This is a genomic window from Persicitalea jodogahamensis, from assembly GCF_014651615.1.
In the GTDB taxonomy this organism is placed as follows: domain Bacteria; phylum Bacteroidota; class Bacteroidia; order Cytophagales; family Spirosomataceae; genus Persicitalea; species Persicitalea jodogahamensis.
Genome location: NZ_BMXF01000001.1, coordinates 2,411,270 through 2,430,439, shown reverse-complemented (window position 1 = coordinate 2,430,439; position 19,170 = coordinate 2,411,270). Strand labels below are relative to the sequence as shown.

The following is a 19,170-nucleotide window of genomic DNA, read 5'->3' as shown; positions in this document are numbered from 1 at the left end:
ACCGTTGTAGTGTTCTAGTATAATAGTACACTACAAAAGTACCTAAGAAATTTTGATTTCCAAGTTTTTGTAAAAAAAGGGCCTAAATTTTGGGGTACCCGATGACAAACTACCAAAACGGAAGTGATCTCTCGGTTAGATTTTATAAAATAAGTTGGGAGGGCGAATATCAAAAACGCGTCGCGGCTTTCTCCCAAACCTCATGCGAGTTGATCGCGATGAAGGCTGCCAATGCCATCACGATCAGCACTACCCCAAACAGTGATGCCCATTGACGAGGGTGGTTTTCTTTTGGCCGAAAATCAGCACCGACCTTTTTGACTAAAAACCCAATCACGATCAAGTTAATCAGGTAGAGGTATTGCTCGATTCGGTAGGTACTTAGAAACGCTCCGGTGATCAGCCAGCTGCAAAAAGCATACAAAGCAAAGTGGGCGATAAAGAAGAAGTACAGTGGCTTGAAGGTGAGTGCGTCGGATTCTTTCCTTGAATGAAAAGTAAAGTACCAATAGAGTCCGGCGCCCATAATGGCAAGCAATGGCAATGCCTGCGTCAGGGTGATCAGTGCTTCGGCGTTGGCGGGATGAATGGATTCCACCATTTTCTGAACTCTTTCGGTACCGAAAGACTGATCCCACACAATGAGCGGAATGACCAGCACCAGCATTGTGATGGGAAACCAGCTCCGGGTCGGGGCTTTGGCGTGGGTACTTTGCTGCCAGTTGGCCGTAAAAGTACCATAGGCCATGCCCGCGCCCCCAAAAAATCCGATGCTATACTCCATCACATTCCAGAAATTGAAACTGATTTCGGAGGCAATTCCCAGTACATGCAGAAAATTCCCGAAGGCAAAACCAAACCCGCCCCCGAGTCCGGCATATACCGCCACGCGAAGCGAAGCCGCACGTCCCGAGCGAACCAGGTACCAAGCCAAGCCAATTGCCAGCCCCAGACAAGCCGCCCACAACTCAGATCGCGGGGGTGTCATGAGGTAACCCAACTGCTCAACCACGAAGAAATAAACGACGATGGCCATTGTGACCATTTCTGCCATCAAACCTGGCCAGGCTACTGGCTCCTCTTCGGACTCTTCGAGTACCAGACCAAAGAGCCCTCCGCCCAGAAAGCCAAACAATGATCCGATCACGAAAAGCATCATCAGCCCGTAATAGACATTCCCGAAATCGGACCCGCGGCCGTAGCCCACCACTACTCCGTAACTGATCATCCCACCCAGGCCCCAGCCAATGGCCCCGGCCAGGGCAGCTTTGAGTGCTTTGGGGTACCAATCAGGCCTTCGGGCCAACAGAATGATCGCCAGCGCCCCGATCCCCCCCGCCCAGGCGGCTCCCTGCTCGTGGCCGAACTGTCCGCGTATAGCCCAGGCCGTGCCGAGCGCCATACCAGCCAGCAGTAAACTCAGATAAAAGTTTTTGGAGTGCTTCATAGGAAAGGGAATAGTAAGGAGGGGTTGCCCTAAGTACTGGTCAGGAATAGGATTGGGCTATTTCGGTTGATTTCGGACGATTCCGTAGCCCGAACCGGGTTCTATTTCGTATTAAGTGCAAAATCGAAACCTGAAACCATGCCCGAATCTCTAGCCCTTCACGGCGGCCCCAAGGCTGTCCAGACCACCTTTCCCTGGCCGATCTTTGATGAAACGGAAGTACAGGCCGTGGCCGATGTCATACGCAGCGGGCAATGGGGAAATCCTGATTGCACAGGTCTGGTTGAGGTGTTTGAGCGGGAATTCGCCAACTACTGTGGTGCCAAATACGCCGTAAGCTGCGTGAATGGCTCGGTGTCGTTGCGGCTGGCGCTGATCGCCTGTGGCATCACGCCCGGCGATGAAGTGATCGGTCCTCCCTATACGTTTATCGCTACCGCTTCCACCATCATCGAAGCCAATGCCGTACCGGTTTTTGTAGACATCGATCCCGAAACCTACAATCTCGACCCTGCCAAGATCGAGGCCGCCATTACGCCCCGCACCAAAGCCATAATCCCGGTGCATTTTGCAGGACAAGCCTGTGACATGGATGCCATTCTGGACATCGCCAAGCGGCATAATCTGCGGGTTATCGAAGATGCCGCCCACGCCCACGGCGCCGAGTACAAGGGGCGAAAACTTGGGTCGATCGGAGACGCGGGTAGTTTCAGCTTTCAGTCGTCCAAGAATCTGACGAGTGGAGAAGGCGGCATCGTGATTACCAACGATGCGGACTTGTACCGCAAAATGGCCTCCCTGCGGAATGTGGGCCGACTTCCCGAAGGCGCGTGGTATGACCACTTCCTGCCGGGTTGCAACTACCGTCTCACACCCATGCAGGCTGTGCTGTTGTCGCACCAATTGAAGCGGCTGGACGAACAGACGAAGCTAAGAAATCAGAATGGCCTGTTGCTCAATGAACTACTGTCTTCCATTGAGGGCATTACGCCCTTGACCCGGGGCCACGGCGAAACGATGCACTGCCACCATTTGTACATATTCAAGTATGACTCGGCCCGCTTCCAAAATTTACCCAAAGAAAAATTTGTGGAAATGCTGGCCGCCGAGGGTGTCCCCTGTTTTAAGGGATACCCCTACCCTCTTTACAAACAGCCCCTTTTCCAGGAAAAAAATTTCATGTGCTACGCCCTGCCGGAGACTGCCAGCTACGCGGAGGTAGTATGTCCCGTGGCGGAGCGGGCTTGCGGAGAAGAGGCCGTCTGGATATTGCAACACGCTATGCTGGGGACGAGAGAAGATATGGCGGCATTTGCCTTGGCCATCAGGAAGATTCAAAATGCGGTCCGCATCTGAGTTCCTTTTTTGAGTTTGCCTCGAACTATTAAAAAATTCGTCGGGTTGTATTTGCAACAATGTTGCAAATACAACCCTTTCACAGTTTATGGAAACCAAAAAAATGTACGACGCCATCATTGTGGGCGGCAGCGTTGCCGGATTGAGCGCAGCCCTGGTTCTGGGCCGGTCGATGAGGAAAGTCATGGTTATTGACAGCGGCCAACCCTGCAACCGTAACACGCCTCACTCCCATAGCTTCATGACTCGCGATGGAGCTACCCCGGCCGAACTCACTTCCATTGCCCGGCAACAGGCCCTGGCTTACCCAACGGTGAGTGTAAGGAATGACAAGGTACTTTCCATCACAAAAATCAACGATGTTTTTAGCGCAAAAACGGAGCAGGGAAGCCACCTAAAGGCGCGTAAAATCCTACTGGCCACGGGCGTGTATGATATCATGCCTGACATAGAAGGGTTTGCCGATTGCTGGGGCATATCAGTTTTGCATTGCCCATATTGCCACGGCTACGAGGTAAAAAACCAGTCCCTGGGAGTGTTTATAGCCGGGGATCACCTCGAGATGTACGCCTCCCTCATTCAGCATTGGAGTAAAGATGTCACGCTTTTTACGAATGGAAATATTCTGACTTCCGTTCAGCGTGATAAACTCCGCTCCCTTCATATTCCCATAGTGGAAGTACCAATCGTTCGCCTCGACCATAATGAGGGTATGCTTCGCGCGCTTGAAATGCAGGACGGTACACGTTACGGAGTAACGGCCTTGTTCGCACCGACGCCCACCCGGCTACCCGGTGATCTCGCGCAGCAGCTGGGTTGCCAACTCAAGGAGGCTGGCCTTATTGAAGTTAATCCATCCGGCCAGACCTCGGTGTCGGGGGTATTTGCAGCGGGCGACAACAGCTCACCCATGCGACAACTTAGTATGGCCAGCGCAGCCGGAAATGCGGCGGGGGCCAGGCTGAACTTTGAATTGGTGGAAGACGATTTGATGGAACTCGGTAATTATAACTGATAGGGCGGCGGTGACCTAAGAAAAAATCAGCAATTTTGGCCCTTTCAACCCTCTGCCAATAGCCCGGTTTTCATCCTTTTCAACTATGCAAAAATACCTCACCTCATCAATTGGACGACTACGCCTTCTGGCCTTTTTGGAAGGTTTATCCTTGATTATTCTGATGTTTATCGCTGTTCCGGCAAAATGGATGATGGGTGCCCCATTGCTGGTGCAGGTGATCGGGCCTATCCATGGGGGGCTTTTTGTCCTTTTTGTGATCAAAGCGATTTGGGCTAGCGTAGAGTACGACTGGAAATTCACCCAAACTACCTGGAAAGTTTTGTTGGCAAGTATGGTTCCTTTCGGTACTTTTTACATCGACAAAAAAATTCTCAGTCCGCTTCATGCTCTGGTCGCCGGCAAGTGATCGAATTTCCCGGCTCCAGCTGACCAAAGTCATACGTTTGTCGCGGATTCAGTAGTTCATCGGCCCTGTTTCCTTTTCAGGATGAATTTATTCCTGAAAAATCTTGATAAAGGAAAACGAACACAGCGATGACGATGCACTCTGGCAGGCCGTACGGGCAGGTGATGAGCATGCTTTCGAATGTCTGTACCGCCGCTATTTTCGAGACCTCTTTCATTACGGAAAACAGTTTCTGCGTGACGAGTCGGCCATTAACGACGCCATACAGGACCTTTTTGTAGACTTGTGGCGTATCCGCCTTTCACTGGGTCAGGCGCGTTCGGTAAAGTTTTACCTAATGGCATCGCTGCGTCGCAAAATACACCGCTCACAACGGAAGGAGCGGCCTTTTGAAACGGCCTGGGAAGAACTTCCCGAGTCCCTGCTTCCCACCCAGTCGTCTGCCGAACTCATTTTCACGGCCCGAGAGGACAAAACGATTTTGACCAAAAAAGTGAACGCCTGGCTGGAACAACTACCACCCCGTCAGCGTGAAGCACTGCTGCTCCGTCATTACTACGATATGCCGTATCCGGAAATCGCTGAATTGCTCGATATTAAGGAGCAGACCAGTCGGAACCTGGTCCAGAAGGCATTGCATACGCTCCGAAAACACTCCATACTACTGGTAATCATTACATTAGAAACTATCTTTCAGTTTTTGGGAAAATAATCCTTCCCGGGAAGGTTGAAATCAGCGGCGGCCGACTCTATAAGGGCAAAAGGGAAATTCGCCCCTTTGACCTGACCGTATGCAGTACTCCGATTTCAAGCCCAACGAGTTTATCGAAGATGCCCGATTCAAGCAATGGGTACGGCATCCCAATGCCGAACTGGACGCATTCTGGCGTGATTTCCTGACCAAGCATCCTGAAAAAAGGCAGGATATCATCACTGCCACCAATTTCCTCCTGGGTATTGAGCAACAGGTCGAGGAAGGGTCCAGGGCCGATCTGCACGAAGATGTGGTTTTCGGGCGCATCCGGCAATCCATAGCCGATGAGCCAGCAGTCCCCATCCGGCAATTGCCACGCCGAATCGTATGGCTGGCGGCGGCCTGCATTCTCCTGTTGTTGGGGTATTTCCTGATCCCCCCTGAACTAATCCAAAGTCAGGAGGTAAGCTACAACAGCAACCGTCGGCACTCCACCGTTGCCCTCATCGAAAAAGTGAATGACAGCGGCTCACCCGTCACCGTTGCTCTGGCCGACGGAAGTACCGTAGTGCTGCAACCCGGAAGCCGCATCAGCTACGCCCAAAACTTCACCGTGCCCAAAAACCGGGAAGTGTACCTGAGTGGAGAAGCGTTTTTTGAAGTAGCTAAAAATCCGGACAAGCCGTTCCTAGTCTTTGCCAATGAGCTGGTTACGAAAGTACTTGGCACCAGTTTCAATGTTCGGGCTTATCAAAAAGATAAGGACGTAACGGTGGAAGTGCGAACCGGCCGGGTGTCGGTGGCTGTGGACGAAAAAATTGCCAATCAAAAGGAGGTAAGTACCCGGGAAAGGGAGGGTATTTTGCTGCTTCCCAACCAGCAGGCGGTATTGGCCCGGAAGGAAATCAGGTTGGTCAAGTCGCTGGTAAAAGCCCCTATCCTTCTGAGCGATCTCGTACCCGATCAACCTCACTATTCCTTCGTCTTCGAAGCGGTTCCCGCCACCCAGGTTTTCAAAACATTTGAACTGGCCTACGGATTGGAAATCGTGTTTGACAAAGATCTTTTTGACCGTTGCCTCTTCACCGGCGATTTGACGGATATGCCACCCTACGAAAAACTTGAACTTGTCTGCAGGAGTATCGAAGCCTCCTACCGCATTCTGGACGCTCAGATACTCATCGCCGGCAAGGGCTGCGAGCTTTGAATTTCAACCTAAACCTTTAACCTTCAAAATCATATGAAATAACATCTAGGCCTATTAAAAAAAAGAAGCTGGCGATGCACCACCATCACCAGCTTCGGAAAAACCCCTTCCTGTAAGAATCGCATCACAAGGATGCCGGGGCGTGTTTTGCCAAATCTGTGTTCAACAAAACTTTCAAAACTATGAAATTTAATCTCTATACCCAGCGCCTGGCGCTCAAAATCATGCAATGGTCAATCATACATCTGTGTCTGGCAGCCGTTTTTACCAACATTTCTCTGGCCGGTGACGCATCAGCCCAGGAGGTTCTGGACCTGCGTCTCTCAGTACGGGCTGTAGATCAAAAAATCAATACGGTGCTTTCTTATATCGAGGAAAACACCGAGGTAAAATTCTCCTACAGCCCCAACCTCATCAGGGCGTCCCGGAAAATAACCCTCAATGCCACCAACGAAAGGCTGGAGGTTGTTTTGGATAAACTGCTCACCCCACAAAGCCTGACCTATGAGGTGATTGGCAAGCGTATTCTGTTGAAGAGAAAACTACCCCCGCCGGCGGAAAAAGCAACCGGACGTGCCGACCTTGAAAATACAGCACTGCCCGTTGACCGAACCATAGCGGGCAAGGTGGCCGACGAACAGGGTGAAGCGCTACCGGGCGTTAATATTCTGCTGAAAGGTACGCAGCGAGGCACAACCACCGATCAGGATGGGCAGTATAGCCTGTCTATCCCTGATGGAGATAACGCGGCGACAACGTTGGTGTTTTCCTTCGTTGGGTACGAGCTGCAGGAAGTGGTGGTAGGCAACCGAACCACCCTGGACGTAGTACTGAAACCAGACCTGAAAGCGCTGGAAGAGGTAGTGGTAGTGGGCTACGGCACTCAAAAGAAAAGTGACCTGACAGGTTCGGTGGTGCGGGCCAACATCGAAGCGTTCCGTGAGTCGCCTAATGTGAACCTGGCGCAGTCGTTGCAGGGTACCGTGCCGGGCCTGAACATCGGACAGACAAATGCCGCAGGGCAAAACCCATCCATCTCTATTCGGGGACGGACCACCATCAATGGCAATCAAAATGTGTTGCTGGTAGTTGACGGGATTATTTTTACGGGCAGCATGAGCGACCTCAACCCGGCTGACATCGCCTCGGTGGATGTGCTGAAGGACCCCAGCAGCATGGCCATCTACGGAGCGCAGGCAGCCAACGGGGTGATCCTCATCACTACCAAAGGCGGAAAGCAAAAAGATTCCAAGCCTGTCTTTAACTACTCAGGTACTTACACTACCCAAACTCCCAGCAATACCCTGCACCTTTTTGACCGCGAAGGATTTATTAAAAAATCGGCGGACATCGACTGGCAAAAAGCCTATTTGGCACCCGATTACACTCAGCCCAATCCTGATTTCAGCTACGCCGACGTGGTCAATGACCCGCCGCTGCGGGAAGGATTTGAAAACGGCACCGATTACGACTGGTGGGGAAACACGACGAATCCAGGGTATATCACAGCGCATAATCTGAGCGTGAGCGGCTCGAGCGGCGAAACGTCCTACTTTATCTCAGGTGGCTACACCGACCAGAAAGGATTTATCATGAACGATAAGTTCAAGCGCGTCACGACCCGCATCAATTTGGAAAACAAAGTTTTCAAGTGGTTTACGCTTGGGGCGCAGACCTTCGGCACCTTTTCTGACTATTCGGGCGAATCGCCCACGCTAGGTGGAATCACGATTATGACCCCCCTGGTGCAACCTACGGATTCGGATGGCAACTATATCCTGAACCCCAACGGCACCAACAATGCGAACCCCTTCCTGGTGTCGGCTGCAGATGACTTTGACAAGCGCAATACCATTTTTGGTAATTTTTTCGCCAACATCGAAGTGCCGTTTGTCAAGGGGCTATCCTACCGCGTCAACTACGGCCACAACTACGCCTGGGATCGCCATTACAGCAGCAATCAATACGCTAACGCTGCCGCCGGTGAAGCCTACAAGATCAATTCCAATGCCTACGACTGGACCCTGGACAATATCCTGACCTACAAGAAAGCATTTGGTGAAGACCATCGCCTGGACGTGACGATGGTAGCCGGACGGCGTGAACGCAGGTACGAAACTACCAACGCCACCGGGTCTAACTTCAATAACCTCCGGCTAATCTACAACGATCTGAGCCTGGGAACGATCCAGCGCGTCACGTCGGGAGCCTGGGATGAAAGCTATCTCTACCAGACGGGCCGTATCAACTACGAATATAAATATCGCTACCTGCTCACCGCTACCCTGCGGCGCGATGGCTTTTCGGGATTTGCCGACAACAGCAAAACGGCCCTTTTCCCCTCTCTGGGCTTTGGCTGGGTGGTAAGCGAGGAAGATTTCCTCAAAAGCAGCAACACGATCACGCACCTCAAACTACGCGGTTCCTACGGCTCCAACGGCAACCTGGTAAGCCGCTACTCCTCGCTGGCGCGATTGGGAATCTATCCTGCCTATGTTCTGGGTGATGGCGGTTCCACTGAATTCGGACAAGTGGTCACGACGCTGGCTAACCCCAACCTCTCCTGGGAAACTACCACTGGCTTCAATTTCGGGGTAGATTTTTCAGTATTGAAAAACCGCCTGACGGGCAGCGTGGACTACTATCGCACCACGACCAACGACCTGATTTTCGATGTCTCTATTCCCGAAGTAACGGGCTTCGATAAGATTACTTCCAACGTGGGAAACATCGCCAATCGGGGGGTGGAACTGATGCTGAATGGCAAAATACTGGACAAGGGTGATTTCAAGTGGAATGCTAACTTCAACCTGGCCGCTAACCGCAACCGGGTAGTTTCGCTATTGGGGCTGGACAATGATAACGACGGGAAAGAAGATGACCTGGTCGCCAGCGGCCTGTTCATTGGTCAGCCGATTGGTACTATTTACGACTACGAGTCGGGTGGTATCATCCAGATCGGAGAGGAAGCTCCCTCGGGATTTTTCGCTGGTACCCACCGCATCATCGACCAGAACAACGACGGCTTCATCGATGCCAACGACCGCGTAATCAGGGGCCGGACAGAGCCCGCCTACAACTTCGGTTTACTGAATGAGTTCAACTACGGCGACTTCACGTTGCGCTTTTTTATCAATTCCATCCAGGGTGGCAGTAACAGCTACCTCGGCCAGAATATGCCGAACGGACTGGGTATCGGCGACAATATCCGACGCAACAATTTCTGGCGCGAGCTTGACTACTGGACCCCGGCGAATCCCGGTGCCCGCTACCGGGGCCTGGATCAGGGTGCTGCCACCGAATACAACTACTACGGCAACCGCAGCTTTGTCCGTTTGCAGGACGTTACGCTGGCCTACAACCTGAATGCCGGGCTTATCAATCGGCTGGGGATGAAGGGCGTTAAGCTTTTTGTCAGCGGGAAAAATCTGGCGACGCTCACCAAGTGGGTCGGCTGGGACCCCGAGACGGGCAGCGGACTGGATAGAAACGGAAGGCCTGTCATGAAGGGCATTTCCGTAGGTCTAGACGTGCGCTTTTAGTTGACAATTGAAATAAAACATTATTTAAATAATTGACTATGAAATCTTTAAAAAACACATTCCTCCCAGTCATAGTACTGTTCTTCGGCACGGTGGGCTGCGACGAAAAAGAAATTCTGAAGGAAGTACCCCTGGACTTTGCCAGTCCCGAGAATTCGTTCGTGACGGTGAGTGATTTCAATTCCGCCGTTTTCACTTTGTACGACCTCACGCGCCAAACGCTCTCCGACGGTGAACACCGTCCCATGGATTATCACTATGGCACAGACCTCGGCTATAACGGTGCCCAACAATTGAACGAGCGCTTCGGCAGCTACCCGGCTACGCTTACGCCCAGTTCCGTACAGACCACTTACCACTGGCAGCAATACTACAAGACCATTTCCAGCGCCAACATCATCCTCAATCGGCTGACGAAGTCCAAATTGACCGCTGCGCAGCAAAAAACCATTGAAGCCAAGGCTAAGTTGTTTCGCGGACTATCGTACCGAAACCTGGCTCACCTATACGGCGGTGTGCCCATCGAGCTGGAAGAAGTCGGATCACCCAAAACCGACTACGTTCGGGCCAGCCGCGAAGCCACGTACCAGCAGGCAGCCAAAGACCTTGAATTTGCGGCAGCCAACCTGCCTGGCATTACCCAGGTTAAAGACGGCGAGGTGACTAACCTTGCGGCGCAGCACATCCTGGCTGAAACTTACGTTTCGCTCAAACGCTACGCAGACGCCATCAAAGCTGCGTCCGTCGTCATCGACGATCCGGCTACGGCTCTTATGCAAAACCGATTTGGCAGCCGGGCCAGCGAGCCGGGCGACGTGTATTGGGATTTGTTCCGACGCTTTAACCAGAACCGTAGTGCGGGCAATACGGAAGGCATCTGGGTATTCCAGTACGAGGTAGACGTACCGGGCGGCGTGGTTCGGTCCTCGACCAAAGAAGGCCCGCAACTCGAGCGTGACTGTGGACCAAGACCGTACGCCTTCCCGTACAAAGACCCCACTGGCGTCACGCCATTTCTTTCACTGGGTGTGTCCGATTACACAGGCGGGCGCGGTATCGGCCGATTCCGGGGTACCGACCATTATACCTACGGAATCTGGCACTCCGACTGGAAAGACATGCGCAACTCAGAATTTAATTTCGTGCGCGATGTGGCTTTCAATAATCCCGCATCGGCCTGGTACGGACAGAAGTTGTCCGACCACCTTGCCATGTTCCGTCAGCGGACCGACGATACCATTCGTAATTTCTACCCCTACCAATCAAAAGTGACCACCCCCGGTCAGCACCCGGCCGAGCTTTTCGTGGATCCGGTGTTGAAAACCCTCAACGCCTCCGCTACGGGAACCACGTATACCGATCAGTACCACATACGGCTTGCCGAAACCTACCTGCTCCGTGCCGAGGCGTACCTGGGAGCAGGTGATGCGACCAAAGCCGCCGCCGATATCAACATAGTTCGGGCGCGGGCGAAAGCCAAACCTGTTACGCCCGCCCAAGTGACTATCGATTATATTCTTGACGAGCGGATGCGCGAGCTGGGCGTCGAGGAGAAACGACGTCTGACCCTGAACCGTCTTGGCCTGCTCTATGACCGCACCAAAAAATACTGCAACGGCCACCCGACCGCTGCCAACTACGGCGTAGACGTGGCTCCCCACAATAATCTGTTCCCGATTCCATTTACTGAAATCGAGCGGAATACAGGGGCAGTGCTCGAACAGAATCCCGGCTATTCGAGCAAATAAATTTTACCATAGTCTTTTCGAAGCCGATCTTTTCAGTAGTTGAAAACGGTCGGCTTCTTTATAATGGCAAATTATCTTTCCTACCAAAAACATGCTCTATCCTACCAAACCCGCTTTTCGCTTTCTTTTACTGCTAAGCATTGCCTTTGTTTTTTCCTGCAAAAACACGCCGCAGAAATCCAGTGAGACTGCCGACGGCAATACCAAAAAACCAAACATCCTCTTTGTCATTTCCGATGATCAGTCATACCCGCACACTTCGGCCTACGGCTATAAGGCGGTAAGTACCCCCGCCTTCGATCGCGTGGCGCGGGAAGGAATCCTGTTCAACAACGCCTTCTCCGCATCGCCGGGTTGCAGCCCCTCACGGGCCGCCATCCTGACGGGCAAAAACTGCTGGCAGGTGCGCGAGGCCGGTACCCACGCAAGTACCTTCCCCGCCGACCTCACCACCTATCCTGAAATATTGGCCCGAGCCGGTTACCTGGTAGGCTCCACGAACAAAGGCTGGGGTCCTGGCAAGGTAGTGGGCCGTGAGGATAATCCCGCCGGCAAAGCCTACAACAGCCGCAAACTCGAGTCGCCCAAGGAGATGAGTGATAACGACTATGCCAGCAACTTCGAGGAATTCCTGGCCGCCCGTTCCGGCGACCAGCCTTTCTGCTTCTGGTTTGGAGCTGCCGAACCGCACCGCCGCTACCCAACGGGCATCGGTGTGAAAACCGGCCTGAAGCCCGATCAGGTGAAAGTACCCGGCTTCCTGCCTGATGTGCCGGAGGTGCGAACCGACATGCTGGACTACATTTACGAAATTCAGTGGTACGACAGCCACCTGGACCGGATGCTCAAATCACTGGCAGCGAAGGGTGAGTTGGAAAACACGCTGGTCGTCGTGACTTCGGACAACGGAATGCCCTTCCCCCGGGCCAAGGCCAACTGCTACGAATACGGCATCCATATGCCGCTGGCAATTATGTGGGGGAATAAAATAAAGGGCGGCCGCACGGTGGACGATCTGGTAAGCCTGATCGACATGGCCCCTACCTTTCTGCAAGCTGCGGGTGTGGATGCCCCGGAAACCATTGGTATGGCGGGCAAGAATCTGATGACTATTCTGACGAGCGATAAGTCAGGACTGATAGACAAAAGCCGCCAGGCTGTGTTCTCGTCCCGCGAGCGGCACTCATCCTCGCGCTGGAACAATCTGGGCTATCCGCAACGCGCCATGCGCACGGCTGACTACCTCTACATCTGGAACGTTCAACCCGAACGCTGGCCAGCCGGCGACCCGCAGAAGTTCGAGGACGATGGAAAACTCGGCCCGATGCACGGCGGCTACCACGACATCGATGATTTCGACGAGTCGGTATTGAATACACGCCGCGACGACCCGGCCATCAGCCGTTACTTCCACCTGGCGGTGGACAAAAGGCCCGAGGTTGAACTCTACGACATCAAGAAAGACCCCTACTGCCTGAACAACCTGGCCGGAGAATCAGCATACAGGGCTACACGCGAAAAACTGGGCAATCAACTGATGGCTTACCTTAAAAAAACCAATGATCCGCGCATGAGCCCTGAGGGCGAAAAAACGTACGAATCATATATTCGGTATAGCCCGATCCGGACATTCCCCGAGCCGAAGTGATTCGGGTGGTCGGCAACCAGAAGCCGACACCCAATGTCCTGATGATTTGTACGGACGACCTGAACGACTACATCGGCGGGTAGGGGCACCCGGATGCCCCTACCCCAATCCCGACAAGCTTATCCGGCGGGGTATGGCCCAGTGGCAGCCGCCCAGGTACAGCCCTTCGCACCCGGCGAAACAGAAAAATGAGCCGGGCGCGGGCCACAGCCGGAGTAACCTTGCTTTTAAAACCAATGAAGTCTTTCAAAAAACAGTTTAAATCCGTGATCAGTATAGCCCCGGCGGTGGCTGGCGGACTGATCGTCGTTTTTCTGGTTTCTCTGAAACCGCGCAGTGAAGTACCCGCCCGGCCCAATGTCCTCTTCATTGCCGTGGACGACCTGCGACCCGAATTGGGCTGTTATGGCGACGGTCTGGTCAAATCCCCCAACATCGACCGCCTCGCGGCCAGCGGTTTGCTCTTCGAGCGGGCCTACTGCCAGCAGGCCGTCTGTTCACCTTCCCGGACGAGTCTGCTTACGGGCCTGCGGCCCGACTCCACCCGTGTCTATGACCTGACGACGCACTTCCGCACCACCGTTCCCGATGTTGTGACCCTCCCCCAGCACTTCAAAAACAATGGCTATGTGACCGCCTGGTGGGGCAAGCTTTATCACGCCAACCTGACCGACCCCATCTCGTGGACCCTGCAGGGCGAGCAGATGGAGCCCAAAAGCAACTGGCGGGCCTACGCAACCGAAGCCAGCAAGCAAATAGCCGCCCGCCACGACGGCGCGGGTCCGGCTTTTGAGCGGGCCGAACTACCTGACAACGCGTATCCCGACGGCAAAATCGCGGAGAAAGCCATAGAAACGTTACGGGCAATCAGGGACAAGCCGAACGCGGCCCGGCCTTTTTTCCTGGCCGTTGGTTTCTACAAACCTCATTTGCCCTTCAACGCCCCGAAAAAATACTGGGACCTTTACCAACGGTCCGACTTCAAACTACCCACCCGGCAGACACCGCCTGACGATGCCCCTGCCCTGGCCTCAACGGGCTGGGGTGAGTTGCGAAGCTACGCCGGCATCCCCGCCCAAGGTCCCCTCCCCGATGAACAGGCGCAGGAACTGATTCATGGCTACCATGCCTGCGTCAGCTACACCGACGCCCAGATCGGCAAGGTACTCGATGAACTCAAACGACTGGGATTGGAGGATAATACCATCGTGGTACTTTGGGGCGACCACGGCTGGAAACTCGGCGATTACGGGCAGTGGTGCAAGCACACCAATTTCGAAATCGACACCCGCGTTCCTTTGATGGTGCGCGTCCCGGGCATGAAAACCGCCGGGCAGAAAACCAGGGCACTGGTGGAAATGGTGGACCTGTATCCTTTCCTCTGCGACGCCGCCAACCTGCCAAAACCTGCCCATTTGCAGGGAGATAGTTTCGCGCCGCTTCTCGCCAAACCCGGATTGGCCTGGAAGGAATCGGCCCTCAGCCAGTATCCGCGCGGCAACGACACCATGGGCTACTCCCTGCGCACCGACCGCTATCGCTTTACAAAATGGGTCAAATCGGATGGCACCGTCGTAGCCGCCGAACTGTATGACCTGAAAAAAGACCCGAATAGCACCGCAAACGTGGCGCAGAAAAACGCGTACAGAACCCTTCTTCCCAAATTAGAAGCCCAACTTGCCAAAAAGAGACAATCCGCTTTGTAAGAAACATTGTTAAGTGAGCCCATGATCACAGGAGCCTTTATAAAAAAAGTAAGCATCTTTTTCCTTCTCGCTGGCTACCTGGTCTCGCCTGCCATGGCCCAGACGGAAGACCTTTCGGTTTTCAACTATTGGAAAATCTACGACGGTGCTCCTGCCACATCGCTCTACAAGCACCTGTATCAGCGGGCCGCCCGGCAATTGGGCGAGCGGGAAATGGCCATTGAAAAGCTAAAAACCAAAGGCGATTGGCAAAAAAGGCAACTATTGGTCCAAAAGAAAGTGACCGCCGCCCTCGGGCCATTCCCGCCGAAAACACCCCTCAATCCCGTGGTGACGGGTCGTATCGAACGGGATGATTTTACGGTGGAGAAGCTGTACTTCGAGTCGCAGCCCGGCTATTACGTCACTGGGGCCCTTTTTATTCCCAAAAACCGACCGGGCAAACTACCCGCCATCGTGTACACCTGCGGCCACACCGACATTGCTTTCCGGGGAGAGGTTTATCAGCGGGTTATCATCAATCTGGTCAAAAAAGGGTTCGCGGTACTTACCTTCGACCCCGTCGGGCAGGGCGAACGCATGGATTATCAAGACATTTCCAGGAGAATATCCGGCACGAGGGAGCATTCCTACGCCGGAGCGCAGTTGTTTTTAGCGGGTGTATCTCCGGCCAGCTACTTCGCCTGGGATGGCATCCGGGCCATCGACTACCTCATCAGCCGGCCTGAGGTGGATGCTTCGCGCATCGGCATTACGGGACGGTCGGGTGGCGGCACCCAGGCCACCTACATCGCGGCCCTCGACGACCGGGTGCGGGCTGCCGCCCTGGAATGCTACATCACGACCTTTGATAAATTATTGAGATCGCGCGGCCCGCAGGACGCCGAACAGAACCTTTTTCATGGCATTGCCAATGGGGTGGATCTGCCGGATTTCATTGAGATGCGCGCCCCCAGGCCCACGCTGCTCATCGGCACAACCAACGACATTTTCAGCATCCAGGGCTTCCGCGATGCTTACCAGGAAGCCCGGCGGACCTATCAGGCGCTCGGCCAGCCCGAAAATCTGCAAAAGGTCGAGGATGAAGCCGCGCACGCGTCCACCCGGAAAAACCGCGAAGCCGCTTACGCCTTTTTTCAAAAACACCTGAACAACCCCGGCAGCGAAGAAGATCAGGATGTGGACCTTTTCAGCCCGGCTGAGCTGAAAGTCATCACCGCAAAAGAAGCCGCAAAATTTGCCACGCGCGAAACACTTTTCAGCCTTAATGCCAGGTACTTTAATGATCTTTTACAAAAAAGAAAGGAGCTTCGGGGTGAAAAGCCACTTACACTGAAAGACCTGCGCGCCAGGGTAATCACCCGATCCGGGTACGAAACTCCAACAGCGGAGCGGGAAGCCATTTTTTCGGGACGGATTCTGCGCCCTGGCTATGCCATCGAAAAGTACCTGGTGAAGGGCCCGGGTGAATACTATATCCCGGTATTGCATCTGAAACCGGAGAATGGTCATGGGAAAACTGTGCTTTGGCTGGACGATCGGGGAAAGGCACAAGCCCTCGCGCTGGGCGAAACTGCCGACAGGTTGGCCGCTGAGGGCTACGAAGTACTTGCCGCCGACCTGAGTGGCATCGGCGAGTTGGCGACGGGCTACTTCCAGCAGGGTGATGGCATCATCGATGGCGTTCCGCTCAACTTATGGTTTGCCGGCATTCTCACAAACAAGAGCCTGGTGGCGGTCCGGGCGGAGGAAATCGGGGTATTGGCTGATTTTATCAGGACGACCACTGAACCGGACAAAGCGCTGGCCGCCGTGGCGACCGGAACGCTGGCGGCCGATCTGCTGCACGCGGCGGTGATCGACAACCCGTTTGAAAAAATCATCCTGTCGGAACCGCTGATTTCCTATCAATCGCTGATCGAAGAACGGCTGTACGATCCAAAGTACATGATGTCCTCGGTAGCCGGGGCCACGACCGACTACGACCTTCCCGACCTGGTGGCGGCACTTGCTTCGCGCAACCTGTTGCTGCTGAATCCAGTCGATGCAACGGGCAGGAAAATCAGCCAGGAAAAAATTGACGTACTTTATGCCGATGCCCTACTCCGGAGCGCTTCCGGTCAACCAGTCATCCGGCCGGACCAGAGTCCGGAGGAGATTAGCCCGGCGATTCTTAAATGGCTGGAATAATTCCAGGGTGAGGGGCCAAACCAAAATTCTGAAAGAACCATGAAAAACTACCGCTTGCTCCTTTTTGTCGCCCTTGCCTGCCTGACGACTTTCCCGGTACGGGCGCAGCAAACCAAACGCTACCTCTACGTAGTGACGCCCGGCGTACGAAACTACCTCGGCTACGGTGGCCACGGAATCAACGTCTTCGACATCGACGACAACCACAAGTTTGTGAAATTCATCGAGACGCCCGGCGGCATGAAAGCCGATGGCACGGTGTCCAACGTCAAGGGCGTGGACGTGAGTCTGGCAACAAATGCCATATACATCAGTACTTTGGAAGCGATCCAATGCTACGACCTTACGACCAGCAAACTCCGCTGGGAAAAACAGTACGAAGGCGGCGTGGACCGCATCTCCATTTCGCCCGATGGCGGCACCATCTACTCGCCTTCCCTGGAAAAGGAATTCTGGAACGTGCTCGATGCCCGATCGGGCGATATTATCACCAAAATCGTGACCAATTCCGGTTCGCACAACACCATTTACGGGCCCGATGGCAAGTACGTGTATCTGGCGGGCCTGAAAGCGCCGGTCCTCAACGTAGCCGATGCCAAAACCCATAAAGTGGTGAAGCAGGTCGGGCCGTTCACTGCCGCCATCCGTCCCTTTACCATTAACGGCAAACAAACGCTGGTGTATGTCAACGTCAACGGATTGCTGGGTTTTGAGGTCGGCGACCTGACTACCGGAAAAATGCTGCACCGCGTGACGGTCGAGGGCTTTCTGGTCAACGACGTGAAGCGGCACGGCTGCCCGAGCCACGGCATTGGCCTGACGCCCGACGAGCGCGAACTCTGGCTCTGCGACGGCGCCAACGAGCGGCTGCACGTCTTCGACAACACGGTGATGCCGCCCGTCCAGAAAACTACCATCCGCGTCCGCGACATGCCCGGCTGGATCACATTCAGCGTGGATGGAAAGTACGCCTACCCTTCCACGGGCGACGTGATCGATGTAAAAACCCGCCACATCGTGGCCACTCTGGAAGACGCTGAACACAATGCCGTGCAAAGCGAAAAGATGGTGGAGATTCACTTCCGGAACGGCAAGGCCGTGGCGATGGGCGACCAGTTTGGGATCGGGACGGTGCGGTAGTTTTACACCGCTCCTTTCCAAAATCCTGATGAGGGAATAAGCCTGCGAGTGCAGCCAGTCATTATTTACGTTTTTATCAGTAAATTGACGCCCTTCACTCAAAAAATCACATGAAAAGAAAACACGCAATCAGCCCCCGCCATTTTTTTGCAACGGCACTCACCGCCCTCTGGGCTATTTTTTCAATGAACGCACATGCCAAACCCCTCGCCAGCCCACTAGAAGGCCGATGGGACATCACGGTAGATGTAGCCGGCAAAGCCTCTCCTTCCTGGCTGGAAGTCAGCCATTCCGGGACTCGTACGCTGGTGGGAAGGTTTGTATCGGTTTCGGGCAGCGCCCGGCCTATTTCGGAGGTACATTTCAAGGACGGTAAATTCAATTTCTCGATTCCGCCGCAGTGGGAAAAAGGGGAAGGTGACTTTTCGGTAGAAGGTACTTTGGACGGCGATAAAATCAGCGGCACCCTGACCACGCCCGAAGGAAAAAAGCATAGCTGGACGGGCGTGCGGGCTCCGGCTCTGCGCCGGGCTACGGCTCCCGCCTGGGACAAACCCGTCAAACTGACCGAAGGCAATACGATAAAAGGCTGGCACGCCGCCGGCACCAACCAGTGGACGATCAAAGACGGGGTACTTAAAAGTGAAAAATCCGGCGCGAACCTCATCACTGATGAGAAGTACGACGATTTCAAACTACACGTCGAGTTTCGTATTCCCAAAGGCAGCAACAGCGGCGTATACCTGCGCGGACGCTACGAAGTACAGGTGACCGACGGCAAAGGCCTGGAACCCGCCGTCGATCAGCTGGGAGCCGTATACGGTTTTCTCACGCCCAGCGAGATGGTTGCCAAAGAGCCCGGCGAGTGGCAATCTTTCGACGTTACCCTCATTGGTCGCATGATCACGCTCGATGTGAACGGCCAACGCGTCATTACCAACCAGGAAATTCCCGGCATTACGGGTGGAGCCCTGGACAGCCACGAAGGCGAGCCCGGTCCACTCTACATTCAGGGCGACCACGGCGCGGTAGAGTACCGCAATATTGTGATTACGCCAGCGAAATAAG

General features: G+C 54.1%; 14 protein-coding genes. 12 read left to right on the top strand and 2 right to left on the bottom strand.

The features are described from left to right. Window positions 1-169: 169 nt before the first annotated feature. Window positions 170-1,447, bottom strand: a complete 1,278-nt coding sequence (locus IE117_RS10025; protein WP_189564135.1) for a hypothetical protein — start codon at window positions 1,445-1,447, stop codon at window positions 170-172. A 138-nt stretch (window positions 1,448-1,585) separates the two neighbouring features. Here IE117_RS10025 and IE117_RS10020 point away from each other — a divergent pair, with 138 nt between their 5' ends. The 8 genes from IE117_RS10020 (at window position 1,586) to IE117_RS09985 (ending at window position 13,066) form a co-directional block, all read left to right on the top strand. Then, window positions 1,586-2,803: a DegT/DnrJ/EryC1/StrS family aminotransferase gene (locus IE117_RS10020; RefSeq protein WP_189564134.1), complete on the top strand. Its 1,218-nt coding sequence runs from the start codon at window positions 1,586-1,588 to the stop codon at window positions 2,801-2,803. Window positions 2,804-2,891: 88 nt separating this feature from the next. Continuing rightward, window positions 2,892-3,818: an NAD(P)/FAD-dependent oxidoreductase gene (locus tag IE117_RS10015; protein ID WP_189564133.1), complete on the top strand. Its 927-nt coding sequence runs from the start codon at window positions 2,892-2,894 to the stop codon at window positions 3,816-3,818. Window positions 3,819-3,903: 85 nt separating this feature from the next. Continuing rightward, window positions 3,904-4,227 carry a DUF3817 domain-containing protein gene (locus IE117_RS10010; RefSeq protein WP_189564132.1) on the top strand — a complete coding sequence of 108 codons (324 nt, stop codon included), beginning with the start codon at window positions 3,904-3,906 and terminating at the stop codon, window positions 4,225-4,227. A gap of 103 nt (window positions 4,228-4,330) precedes the next feature. Continuing rightward, on the top strand, window positions 4,331-4,939 hold the full coding sequence (locus IE117_RS10005; RefSeq protein WP_189564131.1) for an RNA polymerase sigma factor: 609 nt from the start codon (window positions 4,331-4,333) through the stop codon (window positions 4,937-4,939). A gap of 79 nt (window positions 4,940-5,018) precedes the next feature. Next, window positions 5,019-6,128: a FecR family protein gene (locus IE117_RS10000; RefSeq protein ID WP_189564130.1), complete on the top strand. Its 1,110-nt coding sequence runs from the start codon at window positions 5,019-5,021 to the stop codon at window positions 6,126-6,128. Window positions 6,129-6,310: 182 nt separating this feature from the next. Beyond that, the gene (locus IE117_RS09995; protein WP_229580598.1) at window positions 6,311-9,670 is read left to right on the top strand and encodes a TonB-dependent receptor; all 3,360 of its coding nucleotides are present in this window, start codon (window positions 6,311-6,313) and stop codon (window positions 9,668-9,670) included. A gap of 38 nt (window positions 9,671-9,708) precedes the next feature. Further along, window positions 9,709-11,418, top strand: coding sequence for a RagB/SusD family nutrient uptake outer membrane protein (locus IE117_RS09990; RefSeq protein ID WP_189564129.1), 1,710 nt, complete (start codon window positions 9,709-9,711; stop codon window positions 11,416-11,418). 91 nt (window positions 11,419-11,509) lie between these two features. Further along, a complete protein-coding gene (locus IE117_RS09985) occupies window positions 11,510-13,066 on the top strand; it encodes a sulfatase family protein (protein WP_189564128.1) in 1,557 nt (518 codons plus the stop codon). 67 nt (window positions 13,067-13,133) lie between these two features. Here IE117_RS09985 and IE117_RS09980 read toward each other — a convergent pair whose 3' ends face one another. Then, window positions 13,134-13,316, bottom strand: a complete 183-nt coding sequence (locus IE117_RS09980; protein ID WP_189564127.1) for a hypothetical protein — start codon at window positions 13,314-13,316, stop codon at window positions 13,134-13,136. 16 nt (window positions 13,317-13,332) lie between these two features. Here IE117_RS09980 and IE117_RS09975 point away from each other — a divergent pair, with 16 nt between their 5' ends. The 4 genes from IE117_RS09975 (at window position 13,333) to IE117_RS09960 (ending at window position 19,169) form a co-directional block, all read left to right on the top strand. Next, window positions 13,333-14,772, top strand: coding sequence for a sulfatase (locus IE117_RS09975; protein WP_229580595.1), 1,440 nt, complete (start codon window positions 13,333-13,335; stop codon window positions 14,770-14,772). Window positions 14,773-14,793: 21 nt separating this feature from the next. Then, complete coding sequence (locus tag IE117_RS09970; RefSeq protein WP_189564125.1) at window positions 14,794-16,962, top strand: acetylxylan esterase; 2,169 nt, start codon at window positions 14,794-14,796, stop codon at window positions 16,960-16,962. A 39-nt stretch (window positions 16,963-17,001) separates the two neighbouring features. Further along, window positions 17,002-18,102, top strand: coding sequence for a YncE family protein (locus tag IE117_RS09965; protein ID WP_189564124.1), 1,101 nt, complete (start codon window positions 17,002-17,004; stop codon window positions 18,100-18,102). Between the two features lie 110 nt (window positions 18,103-18,212). Then, window positions 18,213-19,169, top strand: a complete 957-nt coding sequence (locus IE117_RS09960) for a 3-keto-disaccharide hydrolase (protein WP_189564123.1) — start codon at window positions 18,213-18,215, stop codon at window positions 19,167-19,169. Window position 19,170: the final 1 nt, after the last annotated feature.

Excerpts from the sequence above, each read along its gene's own strand:
- IE117_RS09960 (WP_189564123.1), top strand. The coding sequence starts at position 18,213 with ATGAAAAGAAAACACGCAATCAGCCCCCGCCATTTTTTTGCAACGGCA.
- IE117_RS10020 (WP_189564134.1), top strand. The coding sequence starts at position 1,586 with ATGCCCGAATCTCTAGCCCTTCACGGCGGCCCCAAGGCTGTCCAGACC.
- IE117_RS10010 (WP_189564132.1), top strand. The coding sequence starts at position 3,904 with ATGCAAAAATACCTCACCTCATCAATTGGACGACTACGCCTTCTGGCC.
- IE117_RS10015 (WP_189564133.1), top strand. The coding sequence starts at position 2,892 with ATGGAAACCAAAAAAATGTACGACGCCATCATTGTGGGCGGCAGCGTT.
- IE117_RS09970 (WP_189564125.1), top strand. The coding sequence starts at position 14,794 with ATGATCACAGGAGCCTTTATAAAAAAAGTAAGCATCTTTTTCCTTCTC.
- IE117_RS10025 (WP_189564135.1), bottom strand. The coding sequence starts at position 1,447 with ATGAAGCACTCCAAAAACTTTTATCTGAGTTTACTGCTGGCTGGTATG.
- IE117_RS09990 (WP_189564129.1), top strand. The coding sequence starts at position 9,709 with ATGAAATCTTTAAAAAACACATTCCTCCCAGTCATAGTACTGTTCTTC.
- IE117_RS09995 (WP_229580598.1), top strand. The coding sequence starts at position 6,311 with ATGAAATTTAATCTCTATACCCAGCGCCTGGCGCTCAAAATCATGCAA.
- IE117_RS09965 (WP_189564124.1), top strand. The coding sequence starts at position 17,002 with ATGAAAAACTACCGCTTGCTCCTTTTTGTCGCCCTTGCCTGCCTGACG.
- IE117_RS10000 (WP_189564130.1), top strand. The coding sequence starts at position 5,019 with ATGCAGTACTCCGATTTCAAGCCCAACGAGTTTATCGAAGATGCCCGA.
- IE117_RS09985 (WP_189564128.1), top strand. The coding sequence starts at position 11,510 with ATGCTCTATCCTACCAAACCCGCTTTTCGCTTTCTTTTACTGCTAAGC.